General features: G+C 71.9%; 19 protein-coding genes. 5 read left to right on the top strand and 14 right to left on the bottom strand.

Annotated elements, in window-relative coordinates; translation table 11 throughout:
* Positions 1–60 precede the first annotated feature (60 nt).
* From IF55_RS28870 to IF55_RS28890, 6 genes are all read right to left on the bottom strand, one after another.
* On the bottom strand, positions 61–297 hold the full coding sequence (locus IF55_RS28870) for a hypothetical protein (RefSeq protein ID WP_030890945.1): 237 nt from the start codon (positions 295–297) through the stop codon (positions 61–63).
* Positions 298–425: 128 nt separating this feature from the next.
* Positions 426–1,256, bottom strand: coding sequence for a helix-turn-helix domain-containing protein (locus tag IF55_RS28875; RefSeq protein WP_037966965.1), 831 nt, complete (start codon positions 1,254–1,256; stop codon positions 426–428).
* Entirely contained in the window at positions 1,253–1,783 is a 531-nt protein-coding gene (locus tag IF55_RS28880; protein ID WP_030890948.1) for a DUF6879 family protein, read from the bottom strand. Before IF55_RS28880 ends, IF55_RS28875 begins: the two co-directional genes overlap by 4 nt.
* Complete coding sequence (locus IF55_RS39860) at positions 1,767–1,973, bottom strand: hypothetical protein (protein WP_078645408.1); 207 nt, start codon at positions 1,971–1,973, stop codon at positions 1,767–1,769. Before IF55_RS39860 ends, IF55_RS28880 begins: the two co-directional genes overlap by 17 nt.
* Positions 1,974–2,110: 137 nt before the next feature.
* Positions 2,111–3,097 carry an aminoglycoside phosphotransferase family protein gene (locus IF55_RS28885; protein ID WP_106980496.1) on the bottom strand — a complete coding sequence of 329 codons (987 nt, stop codon included), beginning with the start codon at positions 3,095–3,097 and terminating at the stop codon, positions 2,111–2,113.
* 14 nt (positions 3,098–3,111) lie between these two features.
* Positions 3,112–4,461 carry an LCP family protein gene (locus IF55_RS28890; protein WP_078645410.1) on the bottom strand — a complete coding sequence of 450 codons (1,350 nt, stop codon included), beginning with the start codon at positions 4,459–4,461 and terminating at the stop codon, positions 3,112–3,114.
* Between the two features lie 107 nt (positions 4,462–4,568).
* On the opposite strand from IF55_RS28890, the gene IF55_RS28895 reads away from it, so the two are divergent.
* Complete coding sequence (locus tag IF55_RS28895) at positions 4,569–5,108, top strand: acyl-CoA thioesterase (RefSeq protein ID WP_030890955.1); 540 nt, start codon at positions 4,569–4,571, stop codon at positions 5,106–5,108.
* A gap of 52 nt (positions 5,109–5,160) precedes the next feature.
* On the opposite strand, the gene IF55_RS28900 is transcribed toward IF55_RS28895, so the two are convergent.
* A complete protein-coding gene (locus IF55_RS28900) occupies positions 5,161–6,684 on the bottom strand; it encodes an LCP family protein (protein WP_106980497.1) in 1,524 nt (507 codons plus the stop codon).
* A gap of 159 nt (positions 6,685–6,843) precedes the next feature.
* Here IF55_RS28900 and IF55_RS28905 point away from each other — a divergent pair, with 159 nt between their 5' ends.
* On the top strand, positions 6,844–7,881 hold the full coding sequence (locus IF55_RS28905; protein ID WP_030890958.1) for a glycosyltransferase family 2 protein: 1,038 nt from the start codon (positions 6,844–6,846) through the stop codon (positions 7,879–7,881).
* A 157-nt stretch (positions 7,882–8,038) separates the two neighbouring features.
* Here the strand turns inward: IF55_RS28905 and IF55_RS28910 are convergent, their stop codons facing one another.
* From IF55_RS28910 to IF55_RS28925, 4 genes are all read right to left on the bottom strand, one after another.
* Positions 8,039–9,727 (bottom strand): LCP family protein, encoded by a 1,689-nt coding sequence (locus IF55_RS28910; protein WP_030890960.1) that lies wholly within the window; start codon positions 9,725–9,727, stop codon positions 8,039–8,041.
* A 148-nt stretch (positions 9,728–9,875) separates the two neighbouring features.
* Complete coding sequence (locus tag IF55_RS28915) at positions 9,876–11,660, bottom strand: LCP family protein (protein WP_030890962.1); 1,785 nt, start codon at positions 11,658–11,660, stop codon at positions 9,876–9,878.
* 222 nt (positions 11,661–11,882) lie between these two features.
* Positions 11,883–13,139: an LCP family protein gene (locus IF55_RS28920; RefSeq protein ID WP_398245055.1), complete on the bottom strand. Its 1,257-nt coding sequence runs from the start codon at positions 13,137–13,139 to the stop codon at positions 11,883–11,885.
* Between the two features lie 242 nt (positions 13,140–13,381).
* Entirely contained in the window at positions 13,382–14,143 is a 762-nt protein-coding gene (locus IF55_RS28925) for a TIGR03089 family protein (protein WP_030890966.1), read from the bottom strand.
* 137 nt (positions 14,144–14,280) lie between these two features.
* On the opposite strand from IF55_RS28925, the gene IF55_RS36485 reads away from it, so the two are divergent.
* The 3 genes from IF55_RS36485 to IF55_RS28940 all read left to right on the top strand — a co-directional run bounded on the left by IF55_RS36485 (position 14,281) and on the right by IF55_RS28940 (position 18,236).
* A complete protein-coding gene (locus IF55_RS36485) occupies positions 14,281–16,068 on the top strand; it encodes an N-acetylmuramoyl-L-alanine amidase (RefSeq protein ID WP_030890969.1) in 1,788 nt (595 codons plus the stop codon).
* Positions 16,069–16,169: 101 nt separating this feature from the next.
* Positions 16,170–17,261 (top strand): mannose-1-phosphate guanylyltransferase, encoded by a 1,092-nt coding sequence (gene manB / locus IF55_RS28935; RefSeq protein ID WP_030890971.1) that lies wholly within the window; start codon positions 16,170–16,172, stop codon positions 17,259–17,261.
* 60 nt (positions 17,262–17,321) lie between these two features.
* Positions 17,322–18,236, top strand: a complete 915-nt coding sequence (locus IF55_RS28940; RefSeq protein WP_030890974.1) for a DNA-3-methyladenine glycosylase family protein — start codon at positions 17,322–17,324, stop codon at positions 18,234–18,236.
* Positions 18,237–18,275: 39 nt separating this feature from the next.
* On the opposite strand, the gene IF55_RS28945 is transcribed toward IF55_RS28940, so the two are convergent.
* The 3 genes from IF55_RS28945 to cofD all read right to left on the bottom strand — a co-directional run bounded on the left by IF55_RS28945 (position 18,276) and on the right by cofD (position 21,173).
* Positions 18,276–18,731, bottom strand: coding sequence for an OsmC family protein (locus IF55_RS28945; protein WP_030890976.1), 456 nt, complete (start codon positions 18,729–18,731; stop codon positions 18,276–18,278).
* Positions 18,732–18,828: 97 nt separating this feature from the next.
* A complete protein-coding gene (locus IF55_RS28950) occupies positions 18,829–20,217 on the bottom strand; it encodes a coenzyme F420-0:L-glutamate ligase (RefSeq protein ID WP_030890978.1) in 1,389 nt (462 codons plus the stop codon).
* Positions 20,214–21,173: a 2-phospho-L-lactate transferase gene (gene cofD, locus IF55_RS28955; RefSeq protein ID WP_030890980.1), complete on the bottom strand. Its 960-nt coding sequence runs from the start codon at positions 21,171–21,173 to the stop codon at positions 20,214–20,216. The genes IF55_RS28950 and cofD overlap by 4 nt, the downstream gene beginning before the upstream one ends.
* Between the last annotated feature and the right edge of the window lie 42 nt (positions 21,174–21,215).

Raw genomic sequence — 21,215 nt, forward strand, 5'->3', positions numbered from 1 at the left:
GCCCCACCGGCCCCGCCTCCGGGGGAACGGGCTGGGGCCGGAGGACACCACCAACGCCCGTCAGGCAGACAGACCGAAGCGCACCGGGTCGATACCGGGGGCCTCCAACTCCCCGGTGCTGAAACGCAACGGCTCCGCCCCGGGCCGCTTGCTGTCCCCCAACGCCCACGCGTCGGGTCCGATCTGCGCCAGCGTGGCGCAGGACTCACCATCGGGGTGGGTATTGCCCCCACACGCCTTGAGGAACTTCGCGCCGTCGATGGGAAGGCTGTACAGGTCGATTCCGGTTTCGGACATGAGTGTGCCTTTCTGTGTGGCCAGGAGGCTCTGAATCGGGTCCACTCGCCGACCCCGTGCGCTGCTTTGCTTGTGGTTCTTCGATTCGGTCGGCATGAGTACATCGTCGACCTGTCGCCTAGGGGACTCTAGCCTCTTTCCCGTTGTCTCAAGAAGTCATCGCGAAGTCCTGCAACGAAGGCCCGCATTCCCTCGCCCACGAGGGCTGCATTCTCGAAACCATCGAACTTTCTCGCGTACAGCTCGATGTCTCGGGCTTCGGTAGTGGTGATCTCGGCGTGAGGGATTTCGACAATGACCAGGTTGCTGTCGAAAAGAACGAACGAGGAGCCGGGCAAGTCGGCCATAGGTGTCGACAAGGGAAGTACCCTGATTTCCACATTCGGCATCCTCGACATGGCGATGAGCTTGTCCAACTGTGCTGCCAGCATCGAGGGGCGAACGATTCTCCACCTGAGCACGGACTCAGTGATGACGAACCGAAAAGTTCGGTCGGTGTCGTGCAGGGCCTCTTGCCGGAGCAGACGCGCACCCATCATCTTCTCCAGGGCCCCTTGCGTGTAGCCGTGCCTCCTGAGGACGGCGCGGGTGTATTCGGGGGTCTGGAGCAGGCCGGGAATGCACGAAGGTTGAAAGAGCCGCATTCCGGCCGTCTGAGCTTCTATCGCTCGGATCTCGTCCTGGTGTTTGTGGAGCCCGGTGCGCCGTAGGATGCGCCACGCCGTCGCCTCCGTGGCCGCCTTGCGGGCAGCCTCGGTGAGCCGGGCCTTGGTCTCCTCCGAGACTTCCAGGGCCGTGAGGACGCGCTCCACGTCCATCAGGCTCGGCGTGAGCGCTTCGTTCTCAATCTTGCTGAGCTTGCTCGGAGACATGAGAGCGCTACGGGCGACCGCCTTGGCCTGCTTTCCGCTGGCTTTCCGCAGTTCCCGTAGCGCCCGGCCGATATTGATGTTGTTCACGCCGGCTTGTGCTGCTGCCACCAGTCAGGGAAGGGGGTCGCGGCACGCATGGCCGAGTTTCGGCGCTCCAGCCATTCCTGAGCTTGCGCCTCGGGAATCTTCTCGGCCCCCAGGAATTCTCCGGCGTCGCTGTACTGCATGGTCACGACGGTGCGCTCATCGAACGCCCAGAAGTCCGGTACCCCCGCCAGCGGGTTCGGTTGCTCGGTGGTGTCGAGGATGAAGAACTCCTCCCCGGCTTCCTGATTGCGGACGTAACCCCACCCGAGTTCAAATCGAAGGTAGTCACTCAGCGGGCGGGAGAGGATGTGGACCCGGTACATACGCTTGCCCGCCCGCGTCGCGTCGCGCACGGTCCTCACCCAGTCGGCCGACTTGTACTCCTCCGGTTGCGGCTTGCCGGCCAGAAAAGCGTGATAGGCCGCAACGCCTCCTGACTTGCTGTAGTCGTCCAGGGTCTCCAGACGGAACGCTTCTTGCTGAAACTCCTCGAAGAGGTTTCCGAAGTCTTCAGGCGAGATGTTCACGAGCCACCCTCAAAAGGAGAGACAGGGGGATGCGCACGGCGGTTTCGTTGTCCGGTAGCCGCATGGTGGCGAGGGCTTCCTCATCATCCACCGTGAAGCCCTGCACTAAGACGTTCCCCGTTCCCTCCACCGCCCAGACGGTTGGGCACGGGCCTTCGTCGCACTCGCTGGCGAGTTGGTTGAGCTTCACTGGCCGACCCCCGGCGTAGGTTGGTGACCGCTTTGATCCCCATTGATCCTCGCGAGGCCGTGACAGCCGGGTCAAGGTGGCTCAGTTGAGAGAACGGGAAACTCGGCGCGGCAGCCCAGACCGTAAAGCGCCCGGTGTTACGCGCCGGAGTGGCGGGGGCGGCGGTTCTGGAGGGCTTCGGATAGGGCGACGGAGGACGGGGCCAGGGTGGGGGCGCCGTCTTCGATGTTCCATAGTTCGTTTTGGAGGAGGCGGGCGAGGGTCCAGGCGGTGGCGCGGGGGCGGTCCAGGGCGAGGGCTTCGGTGAGGTGGTCGAAGCGGCGGCGGAGGATGCGGGGGGTGTCGCCGGAGGCGACTACGTCGCCCCAGCGGCTGTCCAGCGCGGGCCAGAGGTCGAAGCCGGGGTCGCCGGCGAGGGGCTCGGGGTCGATGGCGAGCCAGGGTTCGCGGGTGGCGGCCAGGACGTTGTCGTAGTGCAGGTCCCAGTGGAGGAGGCGGTCGCCGGGCTCGTCGGCCACTTCGGCCACGGCCGCGGCCCAGCCGAGGAGCAGCCGCCGGTCGGAGGGGTCGGTCAGGGCCGCTGCCGCGTCCGGGGCCCGCGTGAGCATCTCCGCGGTGATCTCTCCCAGGCCCCGCAGGCCCTCCGGCGCGGGGACGCTCACCAGGCGGGCCAGCAGGTCCGCGAGGATCGCCGTCGCCTCGTCGTCGTCCTCCAGCGCGGCCAGGGTGCGGGCGCCGTTCAGCCGTTCCAGGAGCATGGTGCTGCTGAGCGGGTCGTGGTCGAGCAGCCGTACCGTGCCGGCGCCGTTCCAGGTGCGCAGGCCGATGAGCGCGGCCGTCGTCTCCTGCCGGGGCATCTGGAGCTTGAGGACGGCTCGCGTGCCGTCCTCGCGTCGTACCGGCAGGACCAGCGACGCCTCGCCGGCCCCGGCGGCCCCGTCCCGTACCAGCCCCCACCGCTCCAGGTGGGTCTCGACGAGCGCCGGCAGCGCCGCGATCCAGGCCCTGCCCTCCTCGCCGAAGGTTCTGGCGTACGACGCCGCCAGGTGGTCCGGGATCAGGTGGCCCGGAAGCCGGCGTTCCGGGGCTGGCCCCGCCTGCCGGGGCGTGTTCCTCGTCGTCATCGGCCCTCCCGCCGTCACTTGTCCGAGACCGTGACTTTCTCGTCCTTCTTGAGCTGGTCGAAAAGCTGCTTCGACTTGGCCTTGTCCCACTTCACCGCGACCCCGTCGCTCGGCGTCGGCACGTTGGCCGAGGCGATCGGGACCGTCATCTGCTTGCCGTCGCCGCCCGTCACGCCCTTCATGTCCCAGAACATCGAGGTGAGGTTCCACAGCTCCATGTCCTTGTCGACGATGAGCGTGTCGAGGCCGGAGCCGATGACGGGGTAGAGCCGGAACGGGTTGAGGATCGTGGACGGCGACGCGGCCTGCTTGGCGAGGGTGTTGAGGAACTTCTGCTGGTTGCGCATGCGGCCCAGGTCCTGGTCCGCCTCCTGGTGGCGCTGGCGGACGAAGGCGAGCGACTGCTTGCCGTCGAGGGTCTGGCAGCCCTTCTTGAAGTCGGCGCCCGAGTCCCGGTCCTTGACCGCCTTGTCGAGGCACATGTCCACGCCGCCGAGCGCGTCGACGAGGCTGCGGAAGCCGCCGAAGCCGATCTCCGCGTAGTGGTCGATGCGCAGGCCGGTGTTGTACTCGATGGTCCGGGTCAGCAGCTCCGGGCCGCCGTCGGAGTATGCCTGGTTCAGCTTGTGCGTGGAGGCGGGGTAGCGCTTGCCGGACTTCTTGCCCGTGAAGGCCGGGATGGTGACGTATGAGTCGCGGGGCAGGCTCAGCATCGTGGAGCCGTTGTCGCCGGTGTGCAGGATCATCATCGAGTCCGTGCGCTTGCCCTCGGCCGAACCCGTGTGGAGGTCCTTTTTGTCCTGGTCCGAGAGGCCCTCGCGGCTGTCCGAGCCCACGATCAGATAGTTGGTGCCCTCGCCGGAGCCCGGGCGGTCCTCGACCTTGCTCAGGTCGACCTCGCGGCGCAGCTTCGAGTCGGCCCAGAAGTACGTGCCGATGGAGACGGCGAGCACCACGACGACGAGGGTCAGCACGCCTATCTTGATGCGCTTGCGCCAGTTCGGCGGGTTGGTGCGGGGCGTACGGCCGTACGGGCCGCCGCCGGGTCCTGCGGGGCCGCCGGGCCGGCCCGGTCCGCCGCTGGGCTGGCCGCCCCGGCCGTAGACCTGGCCCGTGTTGTAACCGTCGTCGTAGCCGCCGGCCTGATGCCGCGCGTACCCGTTGTCGTAGCCGCCGTCGTAGCCCCCGGCCCGCTGGTTCGCGTACCCGTCGGCGTACCCCTGCTGCTGCGGCGGCAGGTAGGGCTGGTGCGTGTCGCGGCGTACGTGCGGCATGGCTCGGGCGCCGTCCGGCTCGGCGCCGGCGCTGCCACGTCCATACCGGTCTCTGCCGTCACCGGTCCGTCCCTCGGGCCAATCGTTCATGAGGTGAAGTGTGCCTGCCAGGGCACGGCGGCTCACAGGGCGGGGACAGGATCGGGGCCCCGCTGTTGCAGAGCTGATGCAATTCGAGGCCGCATATGGTTGAGGTCATGACCATTCAGGCTCAAGACCCGGCCGCAGAGATACCGGGCAAGCCGACCTCGGCTTCCCGCACCACGCTCTCGCACATCATGACCGGCAGCGACACCAATCTGATGGGGACGGTCCACGGGGGCGTGATCATGAAACTGGTGGACGACGCCGCGGGCGCGGTGGCCGGCCGCCACTCCGGCGGGCCCGCGGTCACGGCCTCCATGGACGAGATGGCGTTCCTCTCCCCGGTCCGCGTGGGCGACCTGGTCCACGTCCACGCCCAGTGCAACTGGACGGGGCGTACGTCCATGGAGATCGGCGTGCGCGTGATGGCGGAGCGCTGGAACGAGTCCACCCCCGCCACCCAGGTCGGCAGCGCCTACCTCGTCTTCGCCGCCGTCGACTCCGACGGAAAGCCGCGGACCGTACCGGCCGTGATCCCCGACTCCGAGCGCAACGAGCGCCGCTTCAAAGAAGCCCAGATCCGCCGCACCCACCGCCTCGCCCGCCTCCGCGCGATCAAGGAACTCCGCGAACAGCAACCGGACGAGGCCTGACGCGGCCGCCCCCCGCGACCTCTCGCGCCCCCGAGGCCCCGCCCCCAACCTCCTACGGGCACACCACCTCGTCCCCCTTGATCGGTCGGGTCTCGGCGCCTGTTTGCTGGGGGTCCTGGGGGCGGACCTTGTGGACGCCCTTGGTGGGGTTGGTGAAGGTGGTGCCGAGGGTGACGGTGAGGACGGGGCCCTGGTTGGGGACCTGGCGGAGTTCGGAGCCGGGGAGGGCGGTGGCGAGGGACTTGGCGGAGCGGTCCCAGCGGGGGTCGTAGCCGACGATCGTCTGGGGCACGAGGGGGCCCTGGGCGGTGGTGGGGGCGGCGTCCGTGCGGAAGCCGGTGTCGGCGAGGGCGCGGTCGGCGGCGCGGCCGAGGCCGGGGCGGCCGCTGCCGTTGAGGACGCGGACCCGGATCTGCTGCGGCGCCACGTCCACGGGCGTCGCCTCGTCCGCGCCACCGCTGTGCCGGGCCGCGATCGGGCGGTCCTCGCGGATCGCCCGGAAGAGCTGTTCCGCCTTGGTCTCGTCCCACTTCACGGTGGAGCCGAGGTTGCGCACCCGGTAGTTCACGTCGGAGATCGGCACCGACGCGAACTCCGACGACGCGGGCGTGAAGTCCTTCATGGCCTGGCCCAGGGCGAGGATGTCCGTGGTGCCGAAGCCCCGGTCCGCGCGGACGGAGCCGAGCATCGCCGAGGCGAGGTCCCGGACCTTCATCGGGTTCAGCAGCATGCCGCTGCTCGTGGCCTGGCGGATGAGCGACGCCAGGAACTTCTGCTGGCGCTGCATCCGGCCCAGGTCGGAGGCCCCGTCGAGATGGCGGGAGCGTACGTACTGCAGGGCCTCGCCGCCGTTCAGGTTCGACGTGCCCGCCGGCAGGTCGAGCCCCGAGTAGTCGTCCTTCAGCGGGCGGGCCGTGCAGACCTGCACCCCGCCGAGCACGTCCACCGTCTTCATGAAGCTGGTGAAGTCGACCTCCAGGTAGTGGTCGAGGTGCACGCCGGTCATGTGTTCGACGGTCCGTACGGTCAGGCCGGGCCCGCCCTCCGCGTACGCCGCGTTGAGCTTCTGCGGGTGGGCGGGGCGGCGCCGGCCGGTGGCGGGGTCGGTGTGCTCGGGGACCTCGGTGTACGAGTCGCGGGGCAGGCTGACCACGCTGGCGCGGCTCCGGTCGGCGGAGAGGTGCACCATCATCACCGTGTCGGTGCAGTGGCAGGGCTCGCCGCCGAGGTGGTAGCGGTCCCGCTCGGCGGGGGTGATCTTGTCGCGGCCGTCGGTGCCGACGAGCAGGATGTTCATCCCCTCGGTGGTGCCCGGCCGGCTCGACAGCCCGCCGAACGGGTCCACGCGGTCGATGCCGTCGTCGATGCCGGTGACCACCGCGTGCCCGATGCCGCTGGTGGCCAGGACCAGGATGGCGGTGCTGATGGCGAGGCGGCGGCTCCAGCGGGCGCGGCGGCTGCGCGCCGGCGGCCGGGACGGGGGCTGGGGGCTGGGGGAGCGGGCCGGTGGGGTCACTGCGAAGACCTCCGCGACGGGCTGGGCGGCTGGGCAGGGGCGCGGCCACGGTAGGCCCATACGATGAGCTGCCGAAGCCCCCACGCCGCCGCGCGCCCCGCTGCCACCCGGGCGGCGTGCGCCCCGCTCATCCGTTCGCGGTAACGTGACGCTCGATCCTTCACCCCCGACGCGGCGCCGCCCCGTGGCCGCCGCTCCGGGCCGTACCCGCGAGGAACGATGTCTGAGCCGCAGCCCCCCGCCGTTTCCGTGATCATGCCGGTGCTCGATGAGGAACGGCACCTGCGCAGCTCCGTCCAACACATCCTGGAGCAGGAGTACGCGGGCGAGATGGAGGTGGTGATCGCCCTGGGTCCCTCCACGGACCGTACCGACGAGATCGCCGCCGAGCTGGTACGGGAGGACCCCCGGGTCCACACCGTACCCAACCCGACCGGCCGCACCCCCGCCGCGCTCAACGCCGCGATCAAGGCGTCCCGGCACCCGATCGTGGTCCGCGTGGACGGCCACGGCATGCTCTCGCCGAACTACATCGCGACCGCCGTGCGGCTGCTTGAGGAGACCGGCGCGCAGAACGTCGGCGGCATCATGCACGCCGAGGGCGAGAACGACTGGGAGCACGCCGTCGCCGCCGCCATGACCTCCAAGATCGGCGTGGGCAACGCGGCCTTCCACACCGGCGGCGAGGCGGGCCCCGCCGAAACCGTGTATCTGGGTGTCTTCCGCCGCGAGGCGCTGGAGCAACAGGGCGGCTACAACGAGGAGTTCATCCGCGCCCAGGACTGGGAGCTGAACTTCCGCATCCGCGAGTCGGGCGGCCTGGTCTGGTTCTCGCCGGAGCTGCGGGTGCGGTACCGGCCGCGCCCGAGCGTCCGCGCCCTCGCCAAGCAGTACCGGAACTACGGGCGTTGGCGGCACGTCGTCGCCCGCTACCACTCCGGCTCCATCAACCTGCGCTACCTCGCGCCGCCGACCGCCGTCGTCGCCATCGCCGCCGGCCTCGTCGTGGGCGCGGCCGTCACCCCCTGGGGCTTCGTGGTCCCGGCCGGCTACCTGGCCGCCATCACCGCCGGGTCGCTGCCCGCCGGCAAGGGGCTCCCGCTGAAGGCCCGCGCGCAGATCCCTCTCGCCCTCGCGACGATGCACCTGACCTGGGGCTACGGCTTCCTCACCAGCCCGCGCTCGCTCGCCAGGAAGGTCATCGCCAGCCGCCGCCCGGCGGCGACGGCGCCCCAGCGCGAGGAGCAGCCGTCCTAGCGGTACGCGCATGAGTCGTACGTGCGCGAGTCGTACGTACGTCAGCGGTGCGTACGCACGTCAGAGGGCCGCCCCGGTTTCGGGTGCGGCCCTCTTCTCGTCGGCGAACGCCCGTAATGTCAGCGGTCGATGACCAGGTATCAGCCCTGACAGGCCATCAGAAGCTGTAGATCGGGTTCACGTCCATGCACGCCGACGAGTCGTCCCCGTTGAGCGCCGCCGAGCTGTCCGGCGCCTTGTCGTCCTTGTCGCCCTTGTCCTGCGAGCCCCCCGCGTCCTTCGGGTACGTCGCGCCCGTACGCCAGTCCGCGCCGACCACGAGCGTGATCTGCTGCACGGTCGAGGACGTCCGCACCGCGCTGTCCGGCAGGCCGAGCGCCTTGGCGACGGCCTGGGCGTCGCCGCGCTGTCCGGCCTTGGGGTAGCTGATGACGGTGTTCGCCTGCGTCTTGGGCGTGGTGTCCGCGGCGGCCTTGGCGAAGCCTTCCTTGACGAGCTGCGAGGCCACCGTCCCGGCGCGGCCGGGGGCCGGGGCCTGGGTGGCGGAGCCGGTGCCGTTCTGCACGGTCACGGCGATCTCGCCCTTGGGCGCGGCCGGGTCGGTGGTCTGCTTCTCTGCCTGCTTGTCCTTCTTGTCCTTCTTCTCGTCCTTGCCGTCGAGCGCGGTGTCGTCGCGTACGAGCGAGAAGAGCTTGTCCGCGTCGCCGGGCTTGGGCACGACGTGTGCCTTGGGGTTCAGCGGGTCCTGGATCCACGGCATGGTGGTCATGGTGATCCGCTTGGTGGACACCTGCTTGAGTTCGTCGCCGAGGTCGTAGAGCTTCTTGGGCGTGCCGAGGCCCTTGTCGACGGTGAGCGCCTTGGTGGCGGCCTCGGCGAGGTCGGTGAGCTGGCCGGGGTCGGTGAGTTTGGTGCCCGACTTGAGCTGGCGGACCATCGCGTTCATATACATGTGCTGGGCGTGGGTGCGGCCGATGTCGCTGCCGTCCTCGAACCCGTGGCGGGTGCGCAGCCATTGGAGGGCCTGCTCGCCCTTGACCTTGTGGTCGCCCTTCTCCAGCCGCAGCCCCGACTTCTTGTCGTAGACGTTGCCCTTGACGCAGACGGGGACGCCGCCGACGGCGTCGGCCATGTTCACCACGCCGGCGAAGTCGATCATCATGAAGTGGTCGATGGGTATGCCGGTCAGCTCTTCCCAGGTGGCGACGGTGCAGCCCGGACCGCCGTTCATGAGGCTGGCGTTGATGATCTCCCGGTCGGTCTTCGGGTAGACCTTGCCGTCCTCGGGGTCCTTGCACTCGGGGATCGTCACGCGGGTGTCGCGGGGGATGCTGATGACCGACATATTGCTGCGGTCGGCCGATACGTGGAGCAGCATCTGCACATCGGCGAGGGGCTTGCGGCCCACGTCGCGGTGGGAGCCGCCGAGCGCGACGTTCTCGGCGCTGTTGCGGCTGTCGGAGCCCAGCAGCAGGATGTTCATGGGGCGTTGGCCCTTGGCGTTGGCGGCGCTGCGGTCCAGCCGGTTCTTGCCGAGGTTGAGGTCGTCCTTCTTGATGTTGCCGCTGAGGTGCTCGTAGTAGAAGTACCCGGCGCCGGCCGTGCCGAGGATGAGGACCGCGGCGGAGAACGCGGTCCAGCGCAGTATTCGCGCGCCGCGGCCGCGCTTCTTGCGGGGCCCGCCGCGGCGGTGGCGCTCGCCGCGGCCGGTGCCGCCGCCCTTGCCCGGGGGCGCGGCCGCGTCGGGGTCGGCGCCTTCCTCGTACATGCTGTCGTCCCAGCCCAGTTCGCGGGCGCCGGGGGCGGACCGGCGCCCCCGTTCCCCGCGCACACTGCTCTGCCGCATCGTGCCTCCCCGTTCTAGGTGGTGCGTCCGGCCCGCTGGGCAGGCGTGTGGTGGGTGGTGGTCCCGTACGGCGGGGCGTCGTGCGCGACGCGGTGGTTCTCGCGCCTCACAGGGCGCGGGTTCTCGTGCCTCACAGGGCTCATAGGTCTCACTTGGCGCAGATGTTCTCGTCGTCGGCTTCGACCTTCTGGATGCCCGAGGGGGCCTTCGACGGGGCGCCGATGGGCACGCCCGCCCCCTTGAAGTCCGCGCCGAGCACCAGCTTCATCTCGGCCATCGGCGCCGCGTCCTGCGTGCCCTGCTTGAGGGCGGAGGCGGGCAGCCCCATGGCCGCCGCGAGCCGGCGGGCCTGGTCGGCCTGGTTGGGGGCGAACTCCAGGGTGGTCGTCGCCTGCTTCTTGCCGCCGGGCGCGTTGCCGCCGTTGCTGGTACGGAGCATGCCCTGGGAGTTCTGCAGCCAGGAGAGCGTGGTCTGGGCGGCGCCGATCTTCTCGCTGCCGTTGAAGACCCGGGCCCGTACGTCGGCGGGGGCGGCCTTGGGGCCCTTGAGGAGCGCGGCCTGCTTGTCCTTGGCCGCCTTCTCCTTCTGCTTCTCCTTCTCCTTCACCTCGGTCAGCGAGGTGTCCTGCTTGACCATGGCGAAGAGCGGCTCGGCCTTCGCCTTGTCGAGGATGACCGTCTTCTTGACCTTGCCGTCCTCGGGGTTGTCGAGGACGGGGACGGTGACGAAGCTGACGTGCTTCAGGTCGACCTTGCTGAGGTCCTTGGCCACCGAGGTCAGCTTGGAGACGCTGCCGATGCCGGTGTCCACGGTGAGCGACTTGGTGGCCGCGTCCGCGAGGTCGTACAGCTTGGCGGGGTTAGTGAGCGTCCCCCCGGACTTCATCTTGCGCATCATCGAGCTCAGGAACTGCTGCTGGAGCTGGATGCGGCTGAGGTCGCCGCCGAAGCCGACGGAGTGCCGGGTACGGACGAAGGCCAGCGCCTCCTCGCCCTCCACGGTGTGCCGGCCCTTGCTGAGCTTGAGGTGCGAGTCGGGGTCGTCGATGTCCTTGCCGAGGCAGACCTCGACGCCGTCGACGGCGGAGGACAGCTTCTTGACGGCGTTGAAGTCGGCCATCATGAAGTGATTGATCTTCAGGCCGGTGATCTGCTCGACGGTGCGCCAGGTGCAGCCGGGGTCGCGGCCCTCCTGCCCGAGGCTCTGGTTGAAGCGCACCTTGTGCGAGCCGGGGATCGTCTTCTTCACCTTGTCCTTGGTGACGACCTCGCACTCGGGGATGTCGGTGATCATGTCGCGCGGGATGGAGAGCGCGGTGGCGTTCGTACGGTCCTCGGAGACGTGGAAGAGGAGCGTGGTGTCCGCGTGGCCGACGCTCCCGGCGTCGCCGTAGCCCTCGTTGCCCTTGCCGTCGCGCTTGTCCGTGCCGATGACCAGGATGTTGACGGGGCCGTCGACGACGGCCGCGTTGTGCACGCCCACGTCGACCTTGTCGATGTTGTTGTTGAAGTGCTGGTAGACGAGGTACGCGGTCGTCGACCCGCCCACGAGCAGGAAGGCCAGCACGCCGCCGGTCCAGATCAGGGCCTTCTTCTTGCCCGACTTCTTCGGCTTCGCCTTGCGCCGGCTGGTGCCCCTGGCGTCCCGGCCGCCTTTGCCGGCGGCCCGCCGGCCGCGCTGGTCGGGGACGCCGCGGCGGCCCGGCGGCGCGTCCGAGCGGTCTCTGGGGGCGGCGGGGGAGGGCACGGCGGCTCTCGCGGTGTCGGCGGGAGCGGTGGTGGCGGCTCTCCGCGCGCCGGCCGGGGAGGACTGCCCGGGCGCCGAATCCGCGGCAGGGTTGATCCGCAGCTCATAGCTGCCGGTACTGGGGTTGAACACCCACTGGTCGGCGGGGTCCATATCGCCCGCTTGCCCACGGCCTTGCGCGTCCACGGTCGCCTGCGTCCTCCGTCGGTGCCACGCGGCGCCTTCCCCCGCGAGGCGCTCCGGTCAAGTCGTCTGAAGCAGTGCGCGGTCGACCCGGCCGTGCGCACCGGATCGCTCACACTATCCGCCCAGTTCAGCGTCAAGCGACGCCGGTGACAAATTCCACTTCCCTACAACTGGGCAATCTGCCCAATCCATTCGAGCCACCGAGCGCGCCTTCTGCTCCTTCTACTTGCATACGTCCTGTTCTGCGGTAGTTCCTTCGTACGTCGGCCCGGCGCCCGGCTGTGACGCGCGGGGCGACGGCGTGCGGGGAGTGCCCGGACCTGACGACGGGCCGGGGCTCTTTCCGCCGCCCCTCGGCCCGCCGTCCTGTGTCCTGATCTGTTTGACGACCGAAACGGTCCTGTCGTTGCGCAGGGCGTCGAAAAGCCTTCGCGCGTCCGGCTCGACGAGCTCGTCGCGGTCCGAGTTGTACGCGTACGGGCGGCGCGGCACCGTCATGAACTGGACACCTCCGGCCGGAATCCCACGAACCTCGCGGACCAGGTCGTACAGCTTGCGGAGGGTGTCGAGACCCGCGTCGGTGGTCAGCGAGGAGGTCGCCGCGTCCAGCACCGGGTAGAGCCGCACCGGATTGAGCAGCACCCCGTCGCTCTGCATCTTCTTCACGAGCGAACCCAGGAACTCCTGTTGACGCCCCATCCGGTCGGTGTCGCTGCCGTCGCCCATGCTGTACCGGGCCCGCACGAACCCGAGCGCCTGCTCGCCGCGGAGCGTCTGCGTCCCGGCGGGCAGCCGCAGATGGGCCTTGCGGTCGTCGATGGGGGAGCGCAGGCACACCTCGACGCCGTCCACCGCGTCGACCAGCTTCTTGAAGCCGGTGAAGTCCACGATCACGTGGTGGTCCACGCGGATGCCGGTGAGCGTCTCGACCGTACGGATCGTGCACGCCGTGCCCGCGGCCTCGTACGCCCGGTTGAAGGGGGCGAACTGCGCCTCCAACTGCGTGCCGTCCGGCTTGCGGCAGCGCGGGATCTCCGTCATCAGGTCGCGCGGCAGCGATACGGCCGTGGCGCCGTGCCGGTCGGCGGCGAGGTGCAGCAGGATCGCGGTGTCGGAGCGCTGGGTGCCGTTGTCCTCGCCGTACTCGCCGTTGCCGCCGCCGCGCGAGTCCGAGCCGATCAGCAGGATGTTCCGGGCGCCCGCGACCGCCGCCACCGGGCGCTCCGACTCGTACCGGGCCAGCTCGCGCGCCGTGTCCGTGTCGGTCCTGATGTTCCCGTCGAGCTGGTGGTAGAGCCACCACCCGGTGCCGCCGGCCGCCAGCACGAGCGCCGCCACGCCCAGCGCCGCCCAGCGCAGCCAGCGGCGCCGCCGCCGCGCCGGGGCCATGGCGTCGGGGTCCGCGTTGTCGGGGTCCGCGTTGTCGGGGTCCGCGTCGTCCGGGTCGGCGGCGGGCGGGGGGCCGGGGCGGTCGGTCACGAAGCGTCCATCCCTCACGGAGTCGGCGCCGGGCCGTGGCCCGCCGCCGGTGGGCGAGGGAGGCGCGACACGGCCGTACGTACGTACCGCCGATCATCGCGCGCCGCGCGCGCCGCGGCCCGGGGGCTCGGCGCGCCGTGCGGCCGGACGGGTGGCGCGGGGGTGTGGCGCGGGGGTGTGCCCGCTCCCGACGACCTTTCAGCCGCTGGCGCCGTGACCGCCACAGCTCGCCAGGAAGGGCGTCAGCGCGGCACCGGCACGGTGAGGGTGACCCGTTCGTCCGTCACGCGCCGGGCCAGGCCCTCCTCCGGCAACTGGTCGAGATGGCGGCACAGGACGACCGAGCCGCCGGCCGCCAAGGGGGCGAGCAGCCCGGCGGAAAGGCCCTCCCAGGTGTCGTACGGCAGGCCGGACAGCAGCCGCGAGCCCGGCGTCAGGCCGTACGACCCGGCGTCCGTACGGGCCCGGTCGACGCTCTGGGCGCCGGTCAGCTCCAGGCCGCCGACCACGAGCGCCGGCGCGTCCGGGTCCACCGGCGCGTACGGCGTGAAGCGGTCGCCCTGGCTCGGCACCTCCACCGCGTAGTCCGCGAACCCCTGCGGCGGCCGCGGGAACCGGCCGCCCATCGGGCGCAGCGCCAGCGCGACGCGCTCGCCGGAGCAGGCGCGCGCCGCGTCCAGCGAGTCCGGGCCGCTGACGACGAGATCGGCCGCGGCCGGGTCGCCGCCGATGTCGGCCACGACGCCGACGGAGGAGGCGGCCAGCAGCCAGACGGCGCTCTGCCAGTGCGCGGGCAGCAGCAGGGCGAGCCGGTCGCCGGGCTCGGCGGACAGGTCGTCCTGGAGCAGATTGGCGGTCTTCGCCACCCAATTGGCGAAGGTGGCCACGGAGAGTTCGACGCGCTCGCCCGTGGCGTCGTCGTAGAAGGTCACGAGCGGGCGGGCCGGGTCCGCCGCGAGGGCGGATCGCAGCAGGTCGGCGGGGGTGCGATCGGTGGCGTTCATCGCCGCCAGGGTACGCGCCGGGCGCGCCGCGCATCAGCCGTACGGGTGTCCCGGGCCGGGCGCCGGGCCACCGGTTCGGCCGATGGCCCGTCAGCTCACGAATAGACAGATATGCGCCCTTTGCCCACGATTTTTCCATGCGTCCACTCCTCGCCTCATCGACGGCCGTGGTCTGCGCGACCGTCCTGGCACTCCCGCTCTCCGCCCCCTCCGGCGCCGCCGCCGCACGGTCCGGCGTCGCGACCGCGAACGCCGCCGGCGTCTCGGCCCCGGCCCCCGCCGCCGGGGTGCCCGGCACCACCCGGTCGCTGCCGCTCGTCCCCCTCGGCACCGCCGCCGACCGCGCCCAGGGCACCGTCGAACAAGGCCTGACCGCCCGCCGCGTACGGCCCTTCGCGCTCCTCGGCGTCGTCTGGAAGGACGCCTCCGCCGAGCTCCACGGCCGGGTCCAGGTCCGTACCCGCGCGGTGCGCACCCACGCCTGGTCCCGCTGGCAGGACGTGCAGAACCACGACGACGACCGGCCGGACGCGGGCTCGCCCGAGGCGCGCGGCCGCCGGGTGCAGGGCGCCACCGCGCCGCTGTGGGTCGGCGACTCCGACGGCGTCCAGGTCCGGGTGCGCGGCGCCAAGACCACCGGGCGGCACGGCGCCCCGGCCCACGGCAAGGGCCGGCGCGGCGGCGCGTCCCACGCCGCCCTGCCGCCCGGGCTCCGCGTCGAACTCGTCGACCCCGGCGCCGACCCGTCCCCCGCGCAGCGCGCCGCACATCCGGTGCCGACCGGCGAGTACGCCGCGAGCTCCACCGTGAACACGCAGTTCGCGCCCCTGGGAGCGACCGAGATCGGGGCCCTCGGCAAGGCCGAGTCCGAGGCCGACGCGGCGGCGGTCGAGGGCATCGGCGGCCAGGTCTTCGGCGAGGGGCCCTTCGACGACGGGCCCTTCGACGAGGGGGACTTCGGGGACGACGGCACCGGAGACAGGCCCGGCCACTTCGACGGCCACTCCGACGGCCGCGCCCCGGACGACCGGGCCCCCGGCGACGGCACCCGCCACGACGGCCCGGGCCCGGACGGTACGCATCACGAGAGCCCGAGCCCGGACGGTACGCACAAGGACGGCCCGAACCCGGACGGGACGAGCCAGGACGGCACGCACCAGGAAACCGCGAACCCGGACGGCACGAAGCCGGACGGTACGAAGCCGGACGGTACGAAGCCGGACGGGCCGCGCCAGGACGGTACGAAGCCGGACGGCACCCGGCCCGAGGCCACCGCGACACCGGAGGAGGACGGGCCGCGCGCCGCCGAGAAGCGCCGCCGCATCGGGCCCCGCCCCCGCATCGTCACCCGGTCCGGCTGGGGCGCCAACGAGCGGCTGCGCGAGCGGCGGTTCCGCTACACCAGGACCGTGAAGGCCGCGTTCGTCCACCACAGCGCGACCGGCAACAACTACCGCTGCTCCCAGGCGCCCAGGGTCATCCGCGGTATCTACCGCTACCACGTCAAGAGCAGCGGCTGGCGGGACATCGGCTACAACTTCCTCATCGACAAGTGCGGCACCATCTACGAGGGCCGGGCGGGCGGTGTGGCGAAACCCGTCATGGGCGCCCATACTCTCGGGTTCAACAGCAACAGCATGGGCATCGCCGTCCTCGGCTCGTTCGCACATGCCAATCCGCCCGCCGCCGCGGTCAAGGCCGTGGCCCGTCTCACCGCCTGGAAGCTCGGCCTGTACGGCGCGAACCCGCGCGGCACCACCCGTCTCGTGTCGGGCGGCGGAAACCGCTTCAAGAAGGGAGCCCGGGTCAAGCTCCATGTCATCTCCGGCCACCGCGACGGCTTCGCCACCGAGTGCCCCGGTACCAAGCTGTACCGGAAGCTCGGCAAGGCCCGCGCCGTCTCGGCCCGCCTCCAGGGACGCTGAGCCCTCTCGCGCACCCCTGACCGGGCGGAGGCCACGCCTTCACTGTCTGCATACACTGGCCGCCGACCACGGCCGGCCCCAGCAGGAAGCAGAGATACACGTTGACTGAATCGCCAGAAGCGATCCTCCTGGTCGGCGGCAAGGGAACCCGGCTACGCCCGCTCACGGTGCACACGCCCAAACCGATGGTCCCGGCGGCGGGCGTCCCCTTCCTCACCCACCAGCTCGCCCGGGCCCGCGCGGCCGGCGTCGAGCACATCGTGCTCGCCACCTCCTATCTCGCGGAGGTCTTCGAGCCGTACTTCGGCGACGGCTCCGCGCTCGGCCTGCACCTGGAGTACGTCACCGAGGAGGAACCGCTCGGCACCGGCGGCGCCATCCGCAACGTCGCCTCCCGGCTCCGGTCGGGCCCCGACGACCCCGTGCTCATCTTCAACGGCGACATCCTCACCGGCCTCGACATCGAGGCCCTCGTCGCCACCCACCGCTCGGCGGGCGCCGACGTCTCCCTGCACCTGACGCGCGTGGACGACCCGCGCGCCTTCGGCCTCGTGCCGACCGACGCCTCCGGGCGGGTCACGGCCTTCCTGGAGAAGCCGCAGACCCCGGAGGAGATCGTCACCGACCAGATCAACGCGGGCGCGTACGTCTTCAACCGCTCCGTGATCGACTCGATCCCCGACGACCGCCCCGTCTCCGTCGAACGCGAGACCTTCCCGGACCTCCTCGCCGCCGGCGCGCACCTCCAGGGCATGGTCGACTCCACGTACTGGCTCGACCTCGGCACCCCGCAGGCGTTCGTCCGCGGCTCCGCCGACCTGGTGCTGGGCCGCGCCCCGTCGCCGGCCGTCCCCGGCCGCTGCGGCGACCGGCTGGTCATCGACGGCGCGCTGGTCGCGATGGACGCGAAGCTGACGGACGGCACGGTGATCGGCAAGGGCGCCCGGATCGAGTCGGGCGCGCGCGTCGAGGGCAGCACGGTGCTGGACGGCGCCGTCGTCGAGGCCGGGGCGCACATCGCGGACTCGCTCATCGGGGCGGGCGCCAGGGTGGGCGCGCGGACGGTCGTGGAGGGCGCGGTCATCGGGGACGGCGCGATGGTCGGCCCGGACAACGAGCTGCGCGACGGGGTCCGGATCTGGTGCGGGGCGGACCTGGGACCGGGTGCGGTGCGCTTCTCCTCCGACCAGTAGCAGCGCGTGGGGCGTGACGCCTCCCCGTAGGCCCGTACGCCCCACCCGTACCCTGGTCGGATGTCCGACACCCGCACCTGGGGGCTCTCCGGCCCGTACGACCGCCATGACCTCAGGCGCAACCTGGGCGTCCTGGGGCGCGGGCCGGGCGACCCCGCCTACCGGGTCGCGGCGGACGGCTCCGTCTGGCGGGCCTCGCGGACCCCGGACGGCCCCGGCACCCTGCGGATCGCGGTGGCCGGCGGCGAGGCCCGGGCGCAGGCCTGGGGGCCGGGCGCGGACTGGCTGCTCGCGCGGGTGCCCGCGATGCTCGGCGAGCACGACGACGCGGCGGACTTCACCCCCCGCCACCGCCTCGTCCACGAGGCCCACCGCCGCCACCCCGGCCTGCGCCTGATCCGTACGGGCCTGGTCCTGGAGTCGCTGATCCCCTCGGTCCTGGAGCAGAAGGTCACCAGCGACGAGGCGTACCGCGCCTGGCGCATCCTCCTGACCCGCCACGGCGAGCCCGCCCCCGGCCCCGCCGACGGAATGCGCGTCATGCCCGACCCTCGCGCCTGGACGCTGATCCCGTCCTGGGAGTGGCACAAGGCGGGCGTCGACGCCAAGCGTTCGTCGACGATCCTGCGCGCCGCCCGCGTCGCGCGCCGCCTGGAAGAGGCCGCGGGGATGGACGACACCCGCGCCACCGCCCGGCTGCGGGCCGTCCCCGGCATCGGTCCGTGGACGGCCGCCGAGACCCTGCAGCGCAGCAACGGCTCACCGGACGCCGTGACAGTCGGCGACCTCCACCTGCCGAAGATCATCGGCTACGCGCTGACGGGCGAGCGCGGCACGGACGACGCGGCCATGCTCGACCTCCTGGCCCCCTACGCCGGCCACCGCCACCGCGCCTGCCGCCTCATCCTCCTCACCGGCCGCACCCCGCCCCGCCGCGCCCCGCGCTTCTCCGTGAACGACATCCGCGCGCTGTGATCCTGATCCGACGCCCCCGGCCCGAGCGCGGGGGCCCGGTCACGCGGTCGTCACGGTGGTCGTGACCTCCACGGGCACGGAGAGGCTGTTGGCGATGAAGCACTCGCGATGGGCCCGCGCCGCCAGCTCCTGGACCGTTTTCTCGTCGGTGCCCGCGGCGACCTTGACGCTTGCCCGCAGGTGGATCGTGGTCAGCCGGGCGGGGGCGGCGTTCAGGTCGAGGCTGCTGGTCGCCTCGTCGTCGTAGGCGAGGACGTCCACTCCGGCGCGGGCGGCGACGGCGAGGAAGGAGAGCAACTGGCAGGACGAGGCGGCCATGACCACCAGTTGCTCGGGGTTGAGGCGGGCGGGGTCGCCGCGGAAGGCCGGGTCCGCGCTGAGGACGGTCTCGGGGGCGGGGGCCGCGACGGCCGTGTGTTCACGGGAGTAGCCGTGGATCCCCTCGGCGGTGGAGCCTTCCCAGTGCAACCGCGCGTGATAGCTGTGTGAGCTCATGCCCGGATCGTAGGCCGGGAATGGTTCGACGAGGAGCGAAATGTCTGCGTCCGCCATCGCCGACCGGTGACCACTGATGACTACTGACCGCCGCCCCTCACCGCACCGTCACGAACGCGTCGGCGTCCCGCGCCGGGCGGGGCCGGGCCGGCGCCGCCGGGTGCCCCACGGCCACCGCGCCCATCGGGTCCCAGTCGGCCGGCAGCTCCAGCACCCGCCGCACCACGTCCCGGCAGAACATCGTCGATGACACCCAGGCCGACCCCAGCCGCTCGCCGGCCAGCGCGACCAGGAAGTTCTGCACCCCGGCCCCGGCCGTCACGACGAACATCTCCCGCTCGGCCGCCGCGCGCCGCTCGTCCGGGTACGGGTGCGCGCCGTCCATCACCAGGCACGGCACCGCCAGGTACGGCGCGTTCCGCAGGACGTCGCCCCGGCGCAGCCGCTTGGCGACGCTCTCCTCCGTGCGGCCGTCGGCGCGCAGGTCGGCCGCCCACGCGTCGCGCATCGCGTCGAGCAGTTCGGTACGCGCCCGCCCGGACTCCAGCAGGACGAACCGCCACGGCGTGGTGTGGTGCGGGGCGGGCGCGGTCACGGCGGCGGCGACCGCGCGCCGCACGGCGGCCCCGTCGACCGGCTCGGCGGTGAACTCGCGGACCGTACGGCGCAGCGTCACCGCTTCCCGTACGGCCTCCGAGGTGCCCAGCCGGAACATGTCGTCGGCGGCGCCCCGCACCAGCGCCCGCGCGCCGGCCCCGTCCGCGTCCGCCGGGCCGTCCGCTCCGCCGTCCGCCGCGGTGTCCGCCGCGCTGTCGGCGGCGCCCGGCACCAGGTGCGGGAGGCCGCGCACCACGGCCACCGGCAGCCCCTCGGCCTTGCCCTTCACCAGGTCTCCGGCGGCGGCCAGTTCGTCGGCGGCCGCGACGACCGTGACGTTCAGCGCGTTGCCGTGGGTGTCCTCGCCGCCGCGCAGGTCGTCCAGGACCCGCACCCCGGCGGCGCCGATGGCGACATCGGTGAGGCCGGTGCGCCAGGGGCGGCCGAAGGTGTCGGTGATGACGACGCCGACCTCGACGCCGAGCGCCGCCCGCAGCCCGTCCCGGATGCGCCGGGCCGAAGCGTCGGGGTCCTCGGGCAGCAGCAGTACGGTCCCGGCCGGGGTGTTGGAGGCGTCGACGCCCGCGGCGGCCATGACCAGGCCGAGCCGATTCTCGACGATCCGCAGCGGGCCGCGCCGGGCGACGACCCGTACGGTCTCGGCGTCGATCGCGGCCTCGCGGTCGTCGGCCCGGACGACGCGGCCCTCGGCCTTGGACACGATCTTGGAGGTGACCAGCAGCACGTCCCCGTCGACGAGCCCCGACACGCCCTCCTCGCCCGCCTCCGCGGCCCCCGCCGCGATGAGCTTGGCGAGGTCGTCGCCCGGCCGCACCTCGGGCAGGCCGGGCAGCGCCCACACCCGGAAGGCCGGCGCCGGCCGGCTCACGCCCGTACCTCCTCGGCGAGGTCGAGCGCCTCGCGGGCCATCCGCGCCGTGGCGTCGAGGTCCGTCATCATCAGCGGCACGGCGCGGCAGCGGATGCCCGCCGCCTCCACCGGCCCGACGGCGGCGGCGTCCACGGTGTCGACGAGCCAGCCGTCGAGCATCCCCGAGCCGTAGTGCTGGGCCACGGCGGCCGCGCTGGTCTCGACGCCGACGGCGGCGAGCACCTTGTCCGCCATGCCGCGCACCGGCGCGTCGCCGACGATGGGGGAGAGACCGACGACCGGCACCCCGGCGTCCGCGATGGCCTCGCGCATGCCCGGCACCGCGAGGATCGTGCCGACGCTGACGACCGGGTTGGACGGCGGGAAGAGCACGACGTCCGCCGCGGCGATGGCCTCCAGGACGCCCGGCGCGGGCTTGGACTGCTCGGCGCCGACGGGGATGACGGCGTGCGCGTCCACGGACGCGCGCAGCCGCACCCAGTACTCCTGGAAGTGCACGGCCTTGCGGCCCTCGTCGGTGTCCACCAGTACGTGCGTCTCGACGCGGTCGTCCGTCATCGGCAGCAGCCGGACGCCGGGGTTCCAGCGTTGGCACAGCGCCTCGGTCACCGCGCTGAGCGGGTATCCGGCGCCGAGCATCTGGGTGCGGACGATGTGCGTCGCGAAGTCGCGGTCGCCGAGGCCGAACCACTCGGGTCCGACGCCGTACGCCGCCAGTTCCTCCTTGACCGCGAAGGTCTCGTCGGCCCGGCCCCAGCCCTGCTCCTCGTGGATGCCGCCGCCGAGGGTATACATCACGGTGTCGAGGTCGGGACAGACTTTCAGGCCGAAGAGATGGATGTCGTCGCCGGTGTTCCCGATGACGGTGATCTCCGCGTCGGGGACTGCTGACTTGAGGCCGCGTAGGAAGCGGGCACCGCCGATGCCGCCGGCCAGAACCACAATGCGCTGCATGGGGCCAGTCTGTCAGCCGCGGGCGGGCGCGCTGAAGTCCGG

The sequence above is a fragment of the Streptomyces varsoviensis genome, assembly GCF_000718635.1.
Classification (GTDB): domain Bacteria; phylum Actinomycetota; class Actinomycetes; order Streptomycetales; family Streptomycetaceae; genus Streptomyces; species Streptomyces varsoviensis.